Here is a 14,075-nt window from a genome sequence, read left to right on the forward strand (position 1 = left end):
TTTGCAGTTTCACGGTTTGGGATGTCATGGCCTGGCGTCCTCCGGGCCGAGCTTCAGCGCGCCGCGCCGGATTTCGAACAGCATGACGCCGGTGGCCACCGCCAGGTTGAGCGAATCGGCGCGGCCGGCCTGCGGGATCCGCAGCAGCCGGTCGCAGCTTGCGGCAAGCTCGTCAGGCAGGCCTTGCTGCTCGTTGCCCATCATTAAAAGCACCGGGCCTTTTGAAAAATCGACCGAGCGGTAATCGACCGCACCCTTAAGATGGGTGCCGGCGACGAGGCCGGGAAAGCTCTTTCGCCAGGCGAGAAAAACCTCGGGGGTCGCCCTGGCGACCGGCACGGCGAAGATCGAGCCCATGGTGGCGCGTACCGTCTCGACCGAAAAGGGGTCGGTGGTCTCGCCGACAAGGATGACGCCTTTGGCGCCGACGGCGTCGACCGTGCGGATGACGGTGCCGAGGTTGCCGGGGTCGCGGACGCGGTCGAGCGCCACCCAGACGTCGCCATCATGGGCGCGAATGTCCTTCAGCGGCAGCAATTTCTGCGAGAACACACCGACGACCATTTGCGGATTGTCGCGGCGGGTGATGGCGACCAGCACCTTTTCCGAAACTTCAAGTACGGTGCCGCCGGCGGCAACCGTGCGCGCCGCGACTTTTTCAACCGCCGCATTGCCACGTCCGGCCTTGGCGAAAACCAATGTCCTGATCGACCAGCCGAGATCGAGCGCGTCGATGACCAGCTTCAGGCCTTCGGCCATGAAGGCATTCTGCTGGTCGCGGAATTTCTTCTGCGCGAGCGCCTTGATGTCCTTGACCAGCGGATTGGCGAGGCTGGTGACTTCCTTCACCTGCCCTGGCGCGCCTGCATGCCGTTCGTACGCACTCATTCAGGCCACCCAGCGCGAGAACAGCGAGGTCGAAAGCGCCCGGCCGGCGGATTTCTCGCGGATGATCAATTCGCCGGATTCGACCGTGCCGCCCATGCCGGCGAAGGTGTCGCGCATCAAGGCATGAATGGCGAAGAAGGAGGCGCGGATCGAATAGGCGGTCAGCACCACAGCGAGCGGCTTCGGCGTCAGGATCGCACGGCAGATGTCGGTCAGCGCCGGCAAATCCTCGAACAGCTGCCAGACCTCGCCCTTCGGTCCGCGGCCATAGGCGGGCGGGTCGAACAGGATGATGTCGTAGCGGCTGCCGCGGCGCTCCTCGCGCTCGGCGAATTTCACGGCATCGTCGACGATCCAGCGGATCGGCTTTTGCGACAGGCCCGCCATCTCCTGGTTTTCGCGTGCCCAGCCGATCGCCTTCTTGGAAGCATCGACATGGGTGACCTCGGCGCCGGCACGCGCTGCCACCAGCGAGGCAAGGCCGGTATAACCGAACAGGTTCAGTACCTTCACCGGCCGTTTTGCCGCCGCAATCAGCCCGGCCATGTGGTCCCAGTGCGAGGCCTGCTCGGGAAAGACGCCGACATGGCGAAACGAAGTGAAGCGGCCGAGATAGTCGATGCCGTCATGCTTCATCGGCCAGGTCTCGCCGAGCGGCGTCTTCGGAAAGCGCCAGCGGCCGATGCCTTCCTCGTCGGTATCGCCGGTGAAAATGGCATCGGCGCGTTCCCAGTCCCTGGCCGGCAATGCCTTTTGCCAGATCGCCTGGCCCTCCGGCCGAACGATGCGGTAGGGGCCGTATTGTTCGAGCTTTTCTCCGGCGCCGCTGTCGAGCAGCGCGTAATCCTGATTGGCGCCGACTTCGAGGATCAGCGGCAGATGTTCGGCAGGCAGCGCGCCATCGCGGCGCGAAAGTGGGCGCGGCGCTGCTTTCTGCTCGGACCGGTCCTGCGGTTTCGTCTCCGGACCAGCGGTTGGATTGGCGTCGCGCCGCCGCGGCTGCTCTATCCCGCCTTTCGCGGGCGGGCGGCTGTCGCGGCGTTTGTCGCGAAAAGGTTTCAAGAAGGCGCATCTCCGGACGGCGGCTGCGCCGCTTCTGCCACAGCGAATTGACCGGCGCAACAAAAGGGCTGCAGGCGTTTGCGAACGGATCAGCCACGCCTGATCGACAGCAGCCCGACTGCGAGCGCGATGAAACCGACGGCCTTGAAGCCGGTGACGACCATATGGCCGGCTTCCCAGCGGCTCCGGATAGCTTCGAAATTGCCCGGGATCGGTCCAGGCACCCAGGTGGCCAGGACATCGTTTGCCGGTTTGACGAGCGCAACCCACGCGACAAGCGCCATCAGATAAAGCATGGTGGCGGCCAACACCCACCAGAATGCCGGGCGGTCGCCGCGCAGCATCCATGCGAGGAGCCCCGGACAGGCGACGGCCGCCACGTCCAGCGGTGCGCCGACAGTCAAAAAGAACTGGAACTGAGCATTGAAGACCGTGGTTTCTCGCCAGAGCGAAGGCGGCCATCTGGTCAGCCGCGGCACCGATTCCAGTACGTGGGCGAAGGATGGTCCGAGGCTTAGGGCAGCAACGGTGGCGGTCAAAACCGACCAGAACAACAGAAAACCGCGTATATCCATAATGGCCAGACAACGGCGTCAGGCCGCATACGTTCCGGTCGGCGATCATCCTGCTTGCCGCCGAAAGCGCAGGCGCACTATCGTCCATCCAAATTGGGCATCCATCCAAATCGGGTTGCGATCCATGTCCCGCGCCGAACGCCTGCTCGACCTGATCCAGATCCTGCGCCGGCATCGCCGGCCAGTCAGCGGCCGCAGCCTTGCAGGCGAAATGGGTGTGTCGATCCGCACGCTCTATCGCGATATCGCCACGCTGCAGGGGCAGGGCGCGCCGATCGAGGGCGAGGCGGGGCTGGGCTACGTGCTCAGGCCAGGCTTCATGCTGCCGCCCTTGATGTTCACCGACGAGGAGATCGAGGCGATCGTGCTCGGTTCGCGCTGGGTGGCCAAGCAGCCGGACTGGCGGCTTGCCAACGCCGCCACCGACGCGCTGGCCAAGATCGCCGCGGTGCTGCCGGACGATTTGCGCGAAGAGCTCGATGCCTCGACGCTGCTGGTCGGGTCGCGCACCGAGGTCACCGAAGGCATCGATCTCGGCATGGTGCGGCAAGCCATCCGCGAGGAGCACAAGCTGAGCTTTGTCTATCGCGATGCCGGCGGCGCTGCCTCCGAGCGCACCGTCTGGCCGTTTGCACTCGGCTTCTTCGACAAGGTGCGCGTCGTCGCGGCGTGGTGCGAGATGCGCCAGGATTTCAGGCACTTTCGCGCCGATCGGATATCCGGCCTCAACGCCACCGAGACGCGTTATCCGCGCCGTCGCCAGGTGCTGCTCAAAGAATGGCGGGCGACGCTCGACAAGCCAAGCTAAGGCTGCCGCTCAGTTAAGACTGTTGCCAGAATCTGGCAGTGGTGCACGCTATGCTCCTCCAGTCGAAACCATCTGGAGAGCAATTCATGACACCGCCCAATTTCGTCATCCTCTATGTCGACAAGCCTGAGCAAAGCGGCGCCTTCTACAGCGCGCTGCTCGGACGCGAGCCGGTCGACACCTCGCCGACCTTCGTGTTGTTCGTGCTCGACAACGGCTTCAAACTCGGCCTCTGGTCGCGTCATACCGTAGAGCCGGCCGCGGCGGCCGCAGGCGGTGGCGCCGAGGTCGTCTTTGCGCTGGATACGCCTGGCGCTGTCGACACCACCCATGCCGAGTGGGCCGACCGTGGGCTGACCATCCTGCAGAGCCCGACCGACATGGATTTCGGCCGCACCTTCGTCGCGCTCGATCCGGACAACCACCGGCTGCGGGTTTATTGGCAAAAGGAGTAAGGCAGTAGGGCAGTAGGCGAGAGCAAAGTAGCACTAGGCGCGGCGCCGCACGATTAGCACGGTTTCCTACTGCCCTACTGCCCTACTGCCCTACTGCCCTACTGCCCTACGCTTGCGCGATACACGGCAATGCCGGCGGCCAGGTCCTCGAGGGCCGCGCCGACCGACTTGAACAGCGTGATCTCGTCATTGCCCTGCCGGCCTTTTTTCTGGCCGCGTGCCAGTTCATAGAGGTCGGCGACGATGGCTTGCGGCTTCAGCACGCCGGAGGCCAGCGGCTGGACGATGTCGCCGGCTTCCTTGGTGGCGCCGGCGCGGGTGTCGACATAGACGCGGGCGCGTGCAATCGCGTCGTCGTCGCTTTCGCGCATCGCCGGCGTGAAGCCGCCAACCAGATCGACATGGGTTCCCGGTTTCAAGAGTACCCCTTTGATCAGTGGCGCGGTGGTGATGGTCGCCGATGACACGATATCGGCCTGGCCGAGTTCGACGTCGAGATCGCCTGCGGCGTCGGCCGCAAAACCCTCGGCACGCAATTTCACCGCGACCTTTTCGGCGTTGGCCGGCGTGCGGTTCCAGATGCGGATGTTCTTGATCGGCCGCACCGCCGAATGCGCCTTTGCAAGGAATGGCGACAGCGCGCCGGCGCCGACCACCAGCAGCCGTGATGCGTCTTCGCGGGCCAGATAGGAGGCGGCCAGCGCCGAGGCGCAGGCGGTGCGCCACTGCGTCAGCCGCTGGCCATCGATCAAGGCCTGCGGCTCGCCGGTGGCGCCCTCCAGCAACAGGTAGAGGCCCATCACCGCAGGCTTGCCGACGGCGTTGTTGTCGGGCGACACGGTGACGATCTTGACGCCGATATGGCCATCGACCGAGGTGCCGGCGGCGTTGAAGTCGGTCCAGGCCGGCATCAGAAGCAGCGTCGAGGCGGCACCGTCGGGCCGCTCGACCGTGTGATGGTGCCTGACCGGCTGCACGGCGCCGTCGCGAAAAGCGGCGCGCAATGTCTCGACCAGCCCGGGAAAGGTCAGCGCGCGGTCGACCTCGGCGGCGGAAATGGTCAGCATGAAAGGGCTCCGTGGAGAAATAGGCCGGTTGCGCTTCCGGCCCGAGCCGCGGCTCAGTTCATCGGCTTCGGCAAGGCCGGGCCCTGCGACGCGGTGGGCGCGCGGCTGACCGCCAGACGCAGGTTCTCGGCCTCGGCGCCGCGCTGGCGCGCCAGCTTGCGGTAGCGGCCCTGCTTGATCCAGGTCGCCAGGCTGCCGACGATCATGCCGATGGCCAGCGCCAGGAACAGGAAAATGAACAGCGGCACGGTCAGCGTCAGCGCCGGATTGCCGGGATTGAACGGATCGAGCGTGAAGGCCACCGGTTCGCGGTTGGCGACGGCCAGCGCAATCAGGATGACGGCCAGCGGCACGAAAACCACGATGAGGATGAAGCGATTGAACATGTTTTTCCGTTCGGAAGAAAAGGCAGCAACGGGTCGGCGGGCGCCGCGCCTATTTGCCTCCGTTCAGCCTTTCACGCAATTCCTTGCCGGTCTTGAAGAACGGCACCCATTTCTCCTCGACCTCTACGGATTCGCCGGTGCGCGGATTGCGGCCGGTGCGGGCAGGGCGGTTTTTCACCGAAAACGCGCCGAAGCCGCGCAACTCGACCCGGTTGCCCTCGGCAAGCGCGTCGGTGATTTCATCGAAGATGGCGCCGACAATGTTTTCGACATCGCGCAGGAAAAGATGCGGATTGCGCGTGGCGATGATCTGCACAAGTTCGGATTTGATCATGAAAAGGCTCCCCGTGAAAGCAGTGCCGCCGAAATTATCAGAATGATTTTATTTGCTTTTTCACTCCCAAGCGGCTCCTCAAGGGTGCCAGACGGAAACGAGACCGTCAAGAAACAAGCGGTCCGCTCCAATTTCGTGAAGGACGTCGCCGCCATGGCCAGGCAGGCCAAGCGCAGCGCCGACGGTCTGCGCCATCGCCTTGGAGAACAGGAAACCACCGCGTTTTTCCGTGTCCTTCCATTCCACCACCTTGAGCTTGGCATCGACACCCTTGCCTGCAAGCCAGTCGATCGCTTCGGCCTCGCCGCCGACCGCGTCGATCAATCTGTTGGTGACCGCCTGCCGGCCGGTGAAGATCGACCCGTCCGCGAGCGCCAGCGCCTCCGGCTTGGTCATGTTGCGGCGCTCGGCGACGATGCCGACGAACCAGTCGTAGCTGTCGAGAATGAGTTTGCGGACCATGGCGCGTTCATCGTCATTGGTCGGCTTGAAGGGGGAAGGCGAGGCCTTCAAGGGCGAGGATTTCACCTCCTCCAGCTTCACGCCGAGCTTGTCCATGAGGCCGCTGACGTCCGGGTACTGGATCAGAACGCCGATCGAGCCGACGATCGAGGATTTGCGTGCGACAATATGGTCGGCCGCGGTGGCTATCATGTAACCCGCCGACGCCGCGAGCGTGCCGACCTCGGCCACCACCGGCTTGTCGGCGGCGAGCTTGCGCACTGCCTCGTAGATCGACTCGCCACCGACGGTGGTGCCGCCGGGTGAATCGATCGACAGGATCACAGCCTTGACGCGCGGCGACTGACGGATGGCTTCCAGCCGCTTGATCAGTTCTTCGTCTTCGGTGATGGTACCTTCGATCTTGACCTTAGCGATGTGGTCGACAGCCGCGCCGGTGAAGTCGTCACCATAAATCCACGCGGAAAAGGCGATCAGCCCGGCTGCGGCGACAAGAATCGCCGCAACACGCCAGAATGTCAGCTTGCGGCGCAAGCGGCGGCGGTCGATCAGGTCGTCGGCTCTCAATGCCATGGTCAGCCTCGTAGTCGGTGGGAGCAGATGCTTTTAAAGCAACCATTCGCGCCCGGCTACCGTTTCCTGACGGCCTTCGCCAAAGCCGTCTTCGGCGTTCGGGCAAGCTTCAACCTGTCGCGTTCCACAGGCTCTAACACTGTGCGCCCATATCTGGTATGAGGTTCAGGCTGCGCTGGGGCCATTTTCGTTGTATAGGGGCGGCTGTCATATTTTTGCGGTTTTCCTCGGCTTGTGCTTGCTTGAGGGCGCCGGCACCCCACCTATAGGGCGGCCTGGCGGGCAGGGGTTTAGAAGAAGCAGTCATGTTAGCGGGACCAATCGAACCGACCAACACCGAGACGGAGTTGGCTCCCAAGGCCGCAGGCCGGGCGCGGGTCGACGCCTTTGACATCGCGCAGCGTCATTCGCGCCGGGTGCGGATCCTCAAGCTGGCCGTGCCGCTGGTCGCCGCCCTGATCGCGGTCGCGTTTCCGGTCTATTCCTATCTCATGGCTCCCGCTGCAATCGAGGTGCAGGCCGACGGCGGCTCCTTTGCCAATGGCAAGCTGGTGATGGCCAATCCCAAGCTCAACGGCTTCACCAAGCAGAACTTGCCCTATTCGATGACGGCCCTGCGCGCCATACAGGACGTCAGCAAACAAGGCATCATCGATCTGGAAGGCATCAAGGCCAGGCTGCCGATTGCGGCCGACAACACGGCCGCCATCGATGCCGCGCGCGGCACCTATGATCGCGACGGCAACACGTTCAGCCTGACCAGCGACGTGACGGTATCGACCACGGATGGCGTGGTGGCAAAATTCAAATCAGTCTATCTCGACATGGGCGAAGGCACTATGAAGACAAGCGAACCCGTCGATGTCAGCCGCGGCGGGTCGCGGATCAGGGCGGATTCGATGTCGGTCCAGGACAATGGCAAGGTCCTGGTTTTCGAGAACAAGGTGCGCGTCGACATCGATCCCGCCAGTTTGAAGGCGGCAGAGGCAAAGAGCGGAGAGACCAATGCGGTTCAGTAGTTCGGCACGGCGCCTCGCCGCGGTTTCGGCGTTGCTGACCCTCGGGCTGCCATTGGGGCTCACCCTGGGGACGGCTTCGTCGCTGGCGCAGTCCAGCGCCACCAGCCAAATGTCCGGCCTCAGGCTGTCGGGCGACAAGCCGATCCAGATCGAAAGCGACAAGCTCGAGGTGCGCCAGGCGGAAAGCGTCGCCGTCTTCACCGGCAACGTCAACGTCGTCCAGGGTCCAACCGTACTCAAGGCCGGCAAAATGACGGTCTATTACGTCAGGGATGCAGCCGCCGCCAAAGGCGCCGAGCCGGCGGGTGCCGCGGCGATGACCGGATCCGCCAACATCGACCATCTCGTGGTCGACGATAAGGTCTACATCAAATCGGACAATCAGGTTGCCACCGGCGACCGCGGCACCTTCGACATGAAGACCGAGGTGCTGGTGCTTTCGGGCAGCAAGGTCGTGCTCTCGCAAGGCGACAACGTGCTTGTCGGCTGCAAGCTTACCGTGCAGATGAAGAGCGGCCTTGCCCAGGTCGACGCCTGCGGCGGCCGCGTCATGATGTCGATCACGCCGCAGGCGAAGTCTGGAGCAGCGAAACCCTGATGACCGGCATATCGTCGCTGCTGGCGCGTCTTCCAGGGCGCGCCGCCAGCAAACTTGCGGCACCGGCCAGGGTCACCGTCGAAGCGGCAAAGTTCAAGGGAACCTTGATCGCCAAGGGGCTGACCAAAAGCTACAAGGGCCGCAAAGTCGTCAGCGGCGTGACGCTGGGCGTGCGCGCCGGCGAGGCGGTTGGGCTGCTCGGCCCCAACGGCGCCGGCAAGACGACCTGTTTCTACATGGTGACCGGGCTGGTGCCGGTCGATGAAGGCACCATCGAGATCGACGGTTTCGATGTCACGTCGATGCCGATGTATCGCCGCGCCCGTCTCGGCATCGGCTATTTGCCGCAGGAAGCGTCGATTTTTCGCGGCCTGAACGTCGAGCAAAACATCCGGGCCGTGCTCGAAGTGGTCGAAAAGAGCCGCAAGGAACGTGAGCGCCTGCTCGACGAATTGCTCGAGGAATTCCACATCAGCCATCTGCGCAAGGCTCCGTCGCTGTCGCTTTCCGGCGGTGAGCGGCGGCGCCTGGAAATTGCCCGCGCCTTGGCAACCCGCCCCGCCTACATGCTGCTCGACGAACCGTTCGCCGGCATCGACCCGATCGCCGTCGCCGACATCCAGCAGCTCGTTCGCCATCTGACGGCACGTGGCATCGGCGTGCTGATCACCGACCACAATGTGCGTGAGACCCTTGGCCTGATCGACCGCGCCTACATCATCCATGCCGGCCAGGTGCTGACCCATGGCCGAGCCGACGAAATCGTCGCAAATGCCGATGTGCGGCGGCTTTATCTTGGCGAGGGATTTACGCTCTAAATGCGAAATTCCGGTTCGAACGGGATTTCCGGCGTAGTCCGGCAGCTTTTTCTTCGATTTTCTGCCTGAAAAACGCGCTGGCAGGCGAGTTTTTCCGCACCTCGCCTTGACAAGCAAAAGCCGGGCCAGTTTCTATGCTGGCCTGGAAAATTCTTTCCGGCAGTGCGGGTGCGTAGACGGGGCGTTTGAAACCGAACCATGGCGTTGGCGGCAAAACTACAGCTACGACAGTCGCAGTCGCTGGTGATGACGCCGCAGCTGATGCAGTCGATCCGCCTGCTGCAGTTCACCCACCTCGAGCTGGAACGCTTCATCGACGACGAGATCGAACGCAATCCCCTGCTGGAACGCGCCGAACCGCAGGACGACGCCGCCAGCGACCAGGCGCAGAAGAGCGACGCCGCATCGGAACCGGCCGCCGACGGCGACTGGTTCGAAGCGGAGACGGCGTGGAGCGCCGAGGCGATCTCGGAAAAGCTCGATACGTCGCTGGAAAACCTGTTTCCCGACGATCCTGGAACGAGCGAGCGGCTCGGCCCCGACCTGACGGCGCAATGGAAATCGGCGTCCGGCAATAGTTCCGCCTCTTCCTCCGACGGCTTCGATGTCGCGGATATGGCGGCGGCTACCATCACGCTGCGCGACCATGTCGGCGAGCAGGTGGCGCTCGCCTTCGCCGATCCGGCCGCGCGCCTGATCGCCAGCGAGCTTGCCGACGGCCTCGATGAGGCCGGCTACATGCGTGCGGACATGGCCGAGATCGCGGCCCGCCTCGGCACGGACCCCCCGGCGGTGGCAATGGCGCTGGCGATTTGCCAGACATTCGAGCCCGCCGGCATCTTCGCCCGCGACCTCGCCGAATGCCTGTCGCTGCAGCTTGCCGTGCGCGACCGGCTCGATCCGGCGATGAGGGCATTGATCGCCAATCTCGAACTCCTGGCACGGCGCGATTTCCAGACGCTGAAGCGGATTTGCGGTGTCGACGAGGAGGATCTGCTCGACATGCTGGCCGAGATCCGGGCGCTCGACCCGCGGCCGGGAATGGCGTTTTCGCGCGGTGCCAGCGATGCGATCGTGGCCGACGTCGAGGTGCGCGCAGCCAATGACGGCAGCTGGACGGTCGAGCTCAACGCCGAGACGCTACCGCGCGTGCTGGTCGATCACATCTATTTCGCTCAGGTCACGCCGCATGCGAAAAACCAGGCGGAAAAGGATTTCCTCGCCGAATGCCTGCAGAATGCCAACTGGCTGACGCGCAGCCTCGACCAGCGGGCGAAGACTATCCTGAAGGTCGCCTCCGAGATCGTGCGCCAGCAGGACGCTTTTCTCGTCCACGGCGTGCGGCACCTGAAGCCGCTCAACCTGCGCACGGTGGCGGACGCTATCGGCATGCACGAATCGACGGTCAGCCGGGTCACGGCAAACAAATACATGCTGACGCCGCGCGGCGTGTTCGAGCTGCGCTATTTCTTTACCGCCTCGATCGCTTCGTCGGGTGGCGGCGATGCGCATTCGTCGGAAGCGGTGCGCGACCGCATAAAGCAGCTGATCGACGAAGAGAAAGCCGTCGATGTGCTTTCCGACGATGCCATCGTGGACATGCTGCGGGAAAGCGGCGTCGACATTGCCAGGCGCACGGTTGCCAAATACCGGGAAGGCATGAACATACCCTCTTCGGTGCAACGGCGGCGCGAAAAACGCGCTTTGGCCAGCGCCGGCCGTTGAACTCCGGCAGAATTTCCACAGCTTTCGCGTTCATTGACAAGCGGCAACGAAGTGGCTAGAAGCCCGCCCGCATGAGACGGGCTGGCGAGTGGATTTGAGTTCGCTGATGCCCGCACGAGAGATGGTCCGTCACGACGTAGGCCACGGACGGCCAAGAAGGCGGCTTGTGATCAACCGGAAAGTTCGGATTTAAAATCGGCGCAAGTGACGCCGCAAAGCTTGTGCGCACGGACCACGAGTATAAACTCGGGACAGTTTGAAGCCTGAGCAAGGAAGGTCAGTTTTCAGATGACACTGCGCATATCGGGAAAACACATGGATATCGGCGATGCGTTCCGTACGCGCATCAACGACCGTGTCGGGGAAGTGATCGGGAAATATTTCGATCGGGGCTTTTCAGGGCAAATCGTAGTCGTCAAATCGGGGTCGCGCTACACGGCCGATTGCATGATCCGGCTGGATTCCGGTGCTTCGCTGCAGGCGACCGGCGATGCCCAGGATCCGACGCTTGCCTTCGATGCCGCGGCGGACCGTCTGGAAACCCGCCTCAGGCGCTACAAGCGCCGGCTGAAGTCGCACAATTCAGGCAATAGCAATGGCGAACTCACCGACGTCGCCTATACGGTGATGGCCCCGCTTGCCGATGACGACGAGGAGATACCGGAGAATTTCGCGCCGGCCATCGTCGCCGAATCGACCATGACGCTGCGGACCATGTCGGTGGCGTCAGCCGTGATCGAGCTCGACACCAAGGACAGCCCGGTCCTGGTCTTCCGCAATGCCGGAAACGACCATCTCAACATCGTCTATCGCCGGCCGGACGGGAATATCGGCTGGATCGACCCGTCTACGGCCAAGGTCGCGCAGGGGTAAAAACCAGCCGCACGCAAGCGTGGGGACTGGCGACGGCAGGCGAACAAGGGATTTCAAGCATGGATCTGAGCGATCTCGTCAACGTTCCGGCAATCATGCCGGCGTTGAAGGCGAACTCCAAAAAGCAGCTGCTGCAATTGCTGTCTGAAAGGGCGGCGGCAATTTCCGGCATTCCGGAGCGGGAGGTGTTCGACACCATCCTGCAACGCGAGCGGCTGGGTTCGACCGGCGTCGGCAACGGCATCGCCATTCCGCATGGCAAGCTGGCCGGGGTGAAGCGGATCGCTGGAGTTTTTGCCCGGCTGGAGACACCGGTTGATTTCGAGGCCCTCGACGATCAGCCGGTCGACCTGGTGTTTCTGCTTTTGGCCCCCGAAGGTGCCGGCGCCGACCACCTCAAGGCGCTGTCGCGCATCGCGCGGGTGCTGCGCGATGCCGACACGGTTGCCAAGATCAGGGGCACGCGCGATGCCGTGGCCATCCACGCGCTGCTGTCGGATACACAGGCCTCGCACGCCGCCTGAGTTGATTGGACCCGTTGAAGGGCCGCCGTGAGCGGCCCTGTCCGTTTCAGCCAGATCGGCGCGCCGTGTTGTTAGTGGATAGCGACGGGGGTCAGATCGTTTTCCAAGGCGCCGGCCAGCGCCCGGTCGCGAGCATCCGAAAGCAGGATCGGCTGGCCGTTGGCGGCAAACAGGGCCCACAGTTCCAGCCCGGGCGCGATTTCGCCGAGGCCCGGGAAACGGCCGCGCAGATCGTCGCTCGACACTTTCCTGAGATAGGCGACCGAACCTTCGCCGAGATGAGCGAATTCGCCGCTGGTCATGATGATATTTTCGTCAGTTCTGGTCATTTCAAGCCTCCTTGCCGCGAGACGCCGCTCAAGGCCATCCCGCATGAGAGCTATCGGCAAAACTCAGTCTTTCACCGATATGTTTATTTTTCGTACCAGCCGTTCGGACTCCGGCCGATCGAGATCGATCGACAAGAGGCCGTTCTTCAATTCCGCCGCAATCACCCGCATGCCGTCGGCCAGCACGAAACAGCGCTGGAACTGGCGCGCGGCGATGCCGCGGTGGAGGAATTCGCGCTCGGTGTCGTCGTTCTGACGGCCGCGCACGACCAACTGGTTCTCCTCCGTGGAGACATCGAGATCGCTTTCCGCGAAACCGGCGACGGCGAGCGTGATGCGCAGCCTTTCGGTTTTGCCGTCGGCACCGCTGAGGCGCTCGATGTTGTACGGAGGATAGCTGTCACCCGACTTCGCCAAGCGCTCCAGTGTCTTTTCCATGGAATCGAAACCGAGGAGAAGCGGGCTGGAAAAAGGCGTCATTCGGCTCATGTTACAGTGTCCTCTCAAGAGCGACATAAAGTGGAAAAACCCGGATGGCATTTTTCCCGATGGTCTTGATATGGTCCGCCGCCCGGCAGACTTCAAGCCGTCACACGTCCCGCCCAAAAAGACTTGCTAAAACAAGGAATTGAAATGCCCCAATCCCGCAGGATCATCATCGACACTGACCCCGGCCAGGACGATGCCGTCGCCATATTGCTGGCGCTCGGCAGCGCCGAGCTGGAGATCGTCGGCATCACCGCGGTGGCCGGCAACGTGCCGCTGAAACTCACCGAAAAAAACGCACGCAAGATCTGCGAGTTGGCCGGCCGGCCGGATGTCAAGGTCTATGCAGGCGCCATCCGGCCGCTGGCGCGTGAACTCGTCACCGCCGAGGAAGTGCATGGCAAGACCGGCCTCAACGGACCGCAACTGCCTGAGCCAAAGATGAAGCTGCAGGATCAGTATGCGGTCGATTTCATCGTCGAGACGCTGATGAAGGAGGAGACCGGCACGATCACGCTTTGCGCGCTCGGGCCGCTCACCAATGTTGCGCTGGCGCTGATCCGCGAGCCGAAAATCGCGCCGCGCATCAAGGAGATCGTGCTGATGGGCGGCGGCTTCTTCGAGGGCGGCAACGTCACGCCGACTGCCGAGTTCAACATCTATGTCGACCCGCATGCCGCCGATGTCGTGTTCAAATCCGACATTCCGATCGTGATGATGCCGCTCGACGTCACCCACAAGGCGCTGACCACCGCCAAGCGCACGAAGGCTTTCCGCAAGCTCGGCACCAGGGTCGGCACGGCGACGGCGGACATGCTGGAATTCTTCGAACGCTTCGACGAAGAGAAATACGGCACCGATGGCGGCCCGCTGCACGATCCTTGCGTCATCGCCTATCTGTTGAAGCCGAAGCTGTTCAAGGGCCGCAACTGCAATGTCAGCGTGGAAACTGCCTCGGAGCTCACCATGGGCATGACGGTGATCGACTGGTGGGGAGTGACCAAGCGGCCGAAGAACGCCATGGTGATGCGCGACATCGATCATGATGCGTTTTTCGCGCTGTTGCTGGAAAGGCTGGGGCGGCTTTAGTGCC

General features: G+C 63.2%; 18 protein-coding genes. 9 read left to right on the forward strand and 9 right to left on the reverse strand.

The window, feature by feature from the left end; genetic code table 11:
• Positions 1-24: 24 nt before the first annotated feature.
• The 3 genes from NKG95_RS22020 to NKG95_RS22030 all read right to left on the reverse strand — a co-directional run bounded on the left by NKG95_RS22020 (position 25) and on the right by NKG95_RS22030 (position 2,525).
• Entirely contained in the window at positions 25-888 is an 864-nt protein-coding gene (locus NKG95_RS22020) for a TrmH family RNA methyltransferase (RefSeq protein ID WP_353042511.1), read from the reverse strand.
• A complete protein-coding gene (locus NKG95_RS22025; RefSeq protein ID WP_353042513.1) occupies positions 889-1,950 on the reverse strand; it encodes an RsmD family RNA methyltransferase in 1,062 nt (353 codons plus the stop codon). It lies immediately after the preceding gene.
• Between the two features lie 89 nt (positions 1,951-2,039).
• Entirely contained in the window at positions 2,040-2,525 is a 486-nt protein-coding gene (locus tag NKG95_RS22030; protein WP_352856872.1) for a DUF1772 domain-containing protein, read from the reverse strand.
• A 124-nt stretch (positions 2,526-2,649) separates the two neighbouring features.
• Between NKG95_RS22030 and NKG95_RS22035 the strand changes: the two genes are divergently transcribed.
• On the forward strand, positions 2,650-3,333 hold the full coding sequence (locus tag NKG95_RS22035; protein WP_352856874.1) for a helix-turn-helix transcriptional regulator: 684 nt from the start codon (positions 2,650-2,652) through the stop codon (positions 3,331-3,333).
• Positions 3,334-3,419: 86 nt separating this feature from the next.
• Complete coding sequence (locus NKG95_RS22040; RefSeq protein WP_031193999.1) at positions 3,420-3,788, forward strand: VOC family protein; 369 nt, start codon at positions 3,420-3,422, stop codon at positions 3,786-3,788.
• 98 nt (positions 3,789-3,886) lie between these two features.
• Here NKG95_RS22040 and lhpI read toward each other — a convergent pair whose 3' ends face one another.
• The 4 genes from lhpI to sppA form a co-directional block, all read right to left on the reverse strand.
• On the reverse strand, positions 3,887-4,855 hold the full coding sequence (gene lhpI / locus NKG95_RS22045; RefSeq protein WP_353042515.1) for a bifunctional Delta(1)-pyrroline-2-carboxylate/Delta(1)-piperideine-2-carboxylate reductase: 969 nt from the start codon (positions 4,853-4,855) through the stop codon (positions 3,887-3,889).
• A 53-nt stretch (positions 4,856-4,908) separates the two neighbouring features.
• Entirely contained in the window at positions 4,909-5,241 is a 333-nt protein-coding gene (locus NKG95_RS22050) for a DUF1049 domain-containing protein (RefSeq protein ID WP_353042517.1), read from the reverse strand.
• Between the two features lie 49 nt (positions 5,242-5,290).
• Positions 5,291-5,575, reverse strand: coding sequence for an integration host factor subunit beta (locus tag NKG95_RS22055; protein WP_006200394.1), 285 nt, complete (start codon positions 5,573-5,575; stop codon positions 5,291-5,293).
• Positions 5,576-5,653: 78 nt separating this feature from the next.
• Positions 5,654-6,610: a signal peptide peptidase SppA gene (gene sppA / locus NKG95_RS22060; protein ID WP_353042519.1), complete on the reverse strand. Its 957-nt coding sequence runs from the start codon at positions 6,608-6,610 to the stop codon at positions 5,654-5,656.
• A 305-nt stretch (positions 6,611-6,915) separates the two neighbouring features.
• On the opposite strand from sppA, the gene lptC reads away from it, so the two are divergent.
• The 6 genes from lptC (at position 6,916) to ptsN (ending at position 12,167) form a co-directional block, all read left to right on the forward strand.
• A complete protein-coding gene (gene lptC / locus NKG95_RS22065; protein ID WP_023718957.1) occupies positions 6,916-7,629 on the forward strand; it encodes an LPS export ABC transporter periplasmic protein LptC in 714 nt (237 codons plus the stop codon).
• On the forward strand, positions 7,616-8,227 hold the full coding sequence (locus NKG95_RS22070) for an LptA/OstA family protein (RefSeq protein ID WP_023718958.1): 612 nt from the start codon (positions 7,616-7,618) through the stop codon (positions 8,225-8,227). The genes lptC and NKG95_RS22070 overlap by 14 nt, the downstream gene beginning before the upstream one ends.
• The gene (gene lptB, locus NKG95_RS22075) at positions 8,227-9,045 is read left to right on the forward strand and encodes an LPS export ABC transporter ATP-binding protein (RefSeq protein ID WP_023718959.1); all 819 of its coding nucleotides are present in this window, start codon (positions 8,227-8,229) and stop codon (positions 9,043-9,045) included. The genes NKG95_RS22070 and lptB overlap by 1 nt, the downstream gene beginning before the upstream one ends.
• 198 nt (positions 9,046-9,243) lie before the next feature.
• Complete coding sequence (gene rpoN / locus NKG95_RS22080) at positions 9,244-10,770, forward strand: RNA polymerase factor sigma-54 (RefSeq protein WP_353042521.1); 1,527 nt, start codon at positions 9,244-9,246, stop codon at positions 10,768-10,770.
• Between the two features lie 288 nt (positions 10,771-11,058).
• A complete protein-coding gene (gene hpf / locus NKG95_RS22085; RefSeq protein WP_352483585.1) occupies positions 11,059-11,643 on the forward strand; it encodes a ribosome hibernation-promoting factor, HPF/YfiA family in 585 nt (194 codons plus the stop codon).
• A gap of 59 nt (positions 11,644-11,702) precedes the next feature.
• The gene (gene ptsN, locus NKG95_RS22090; RefSeq protein WP_023718962.1) at positions 11,703-12,167 is read left to right on the forward strand and encodes a PTS IIA-like nitrogen regulatory protein PtsN; all 465 of its coding nucleotides are present in this window, start codon (positions 11,703-11,705) and stop codon (positions 12,165-12,167) included.
• Between the two features lie 71 nt (positions 12,168-12,238).
• Here ptsN and NKG95_RS22095 read toward each other — a convergent pair whose 3' ends face one another.
• Together NKG95_RS22095 and NKG95_RS22100 are read right to left on the reverse strand one after the other, a co-directional pair.
• Positions 12,239-12,496, reverse strand: coding sequence for a BQ00720 family protein (locus tag NKG95_RS22095; RefSeq protein ID WP_352483584.1), 258 nt, complete (start codon positions 12,494-12,496; stop codon positions 12,239-12,241).
• Positions 12,497-12,559: 63 nt separating this feature from the next.
• Positions 12,560-12,985, reverse strand: a complete 426-nt coding sequence (locus NKG95_RS22100) for an Hsp20 family protein (RefSeq protein ID WP_023718964.1) — start codon at positions 12,983-12,985, stop codon at positions 12,560-12,562.
• Positions 12,986-13,129: 144 nt separating this feature from the next.
• On the opposite strand from NKG95_RS22100, the gene NKG95_RS22105 reads away from it, so the two are divergent.
• A complete protein-coding gene (locus tag NKG95_RS22105) occupies positions 13,130-14,071 on the forward strand; it encodes a nucleoside hydrolase (protein ID WP_352483583.1) in 942 nt (313 codons plus the stop codon).
• Positions 14,072-14,075: the final 4 nt, after the last annotated feature.

The organism is Mesorhizobium sp. M1423 (genome assembly GCF_040317575.1).
Lineage (GTDB): Bacteria > Pseudomonadota > Alphaproteobacteria > Rhizobiales > Rhizobiaceae > Mesorhizobium.

Excerpts from the sequence above, each read along its gene's own strand:
- NKG95_RS22105 (WP_352483583.1), top strand. The coding sequence starts at position 13,130 with ATGCCCCAATCCCGCAGGATCATCATCGACACTGACCCCGGCCAGGAC.
- lhpI (WP_353042515.1), bottom strand. The coding sequence starts at position 4,855 with ATGCTGACCATTTCCGCCGCCGAGGTCGACCGCGCGCTGACCTTTCCC.
- rpoN (WP_353042521.1), top strand. The coding sequence starts at position 9,244 with ATGGCGTTGGCGGCAAAACTACAGCTACGACAGTCGCAGTCGCTGGTG.
- sppA (WP_353042519.1), bottom strand. The coding sequence starts at position 6,610 with ATGGCATTGAGAGCCGACGACCTGATCGACCGCCGCCGCTTGCGCCGC.
- NKG95_RS22095 (WP_352483584.1), bottom strand. The coding sequence starts at position 12,496 with ATGACCAGAACTGACGAAAATATCATCATGACCAGCGGCGAATTCGCT.
- lptB (WP_023718959.1), top strand. The coding sequence starts at position 8,227 with ATGACCGGCATATCGTCGCTGCTGGCGCGTCTTCCAGGGCGCGCCGCC.
- hpf (WP_352483585.1), top strand. The coding sequence starts at position 11,059 with ATGACACTGCGCATATCGGGAAAACACATGGATATCGGCGATGCGTTC.
- NKG95_RS22020 (WP_353042511.1), bottom strand. The coding sequence starts at position 888 with ATGAGTGCGTACGAACGGCATGCAGGCGCGCCAGGGCAGGTGAAGGAA.
- NKG95_RS22040 (WP_031193999.1), top strand. The coding sequence starts at position 3,420 with ATGACACCGCCCAATTTCGTCATCCTCTATGTCGACAAGCCTGAGCAA.
- NKG95_RS22055 (WP_006200394.1), bottom strand. The coding sequence starts at position 5,575 with ATGATCAAATCCGAACTTGTGCAGATCATCGCCACGCGCAATCCGCAT.
- ptsN (WP_023718962.1), top strand. The coding sequence starts at position 11,703 with ATGGATCTGAGCGATCTCGTCAACGTTCCGGCAATCATGCCGGCGTTG.
- NKG95_RS22100 (WP_023718964.1), bottom strand. The coding sequence starts at position 12,985 with ATGAGCCGAATGACGCCTTTTTCCAGCCCGCTTCTCCTCGGTTTCGAT.
- NKG95_RS22030 (WP_352856872.1), bottom strand. The coding sequence starts at position 2,525 with ATGGATATACGCGGTTTTCTGTTGTTCTGGTCGGTTTTGACCGCCACC.
- lptC (WP_023718957.1), top strand. The coding sequence starts at position 6,916 with ATGTTAGCGGGACCAATCGAACCGACCAACACCGAGACGGAGTTGGCT.
- NKG95_RS22070 (WP_023718958.1), top strand. The coding sequence starts at position 7,616 with ATGCGGTTCAGTAGTTCGGCACGGCGCCTCGCCGCGGTTTCGGCGTTG.
- NKG95_RS22050 (WP_353042517.1), bottom strand. The coding sequence starts at position 5,241 with ATGTTCAATCGCTTCATCCTCATCGTGGTTTTCGTGCCGCTGGCCGTC.
- NKG95_RS22035 (WP_352856874.1), top strand. The coding sequence starts at position 2,650 with ATGTCCCGCGCCGAACGCCTGCTCGACCTGATCCAGATCCTGCGCCGG.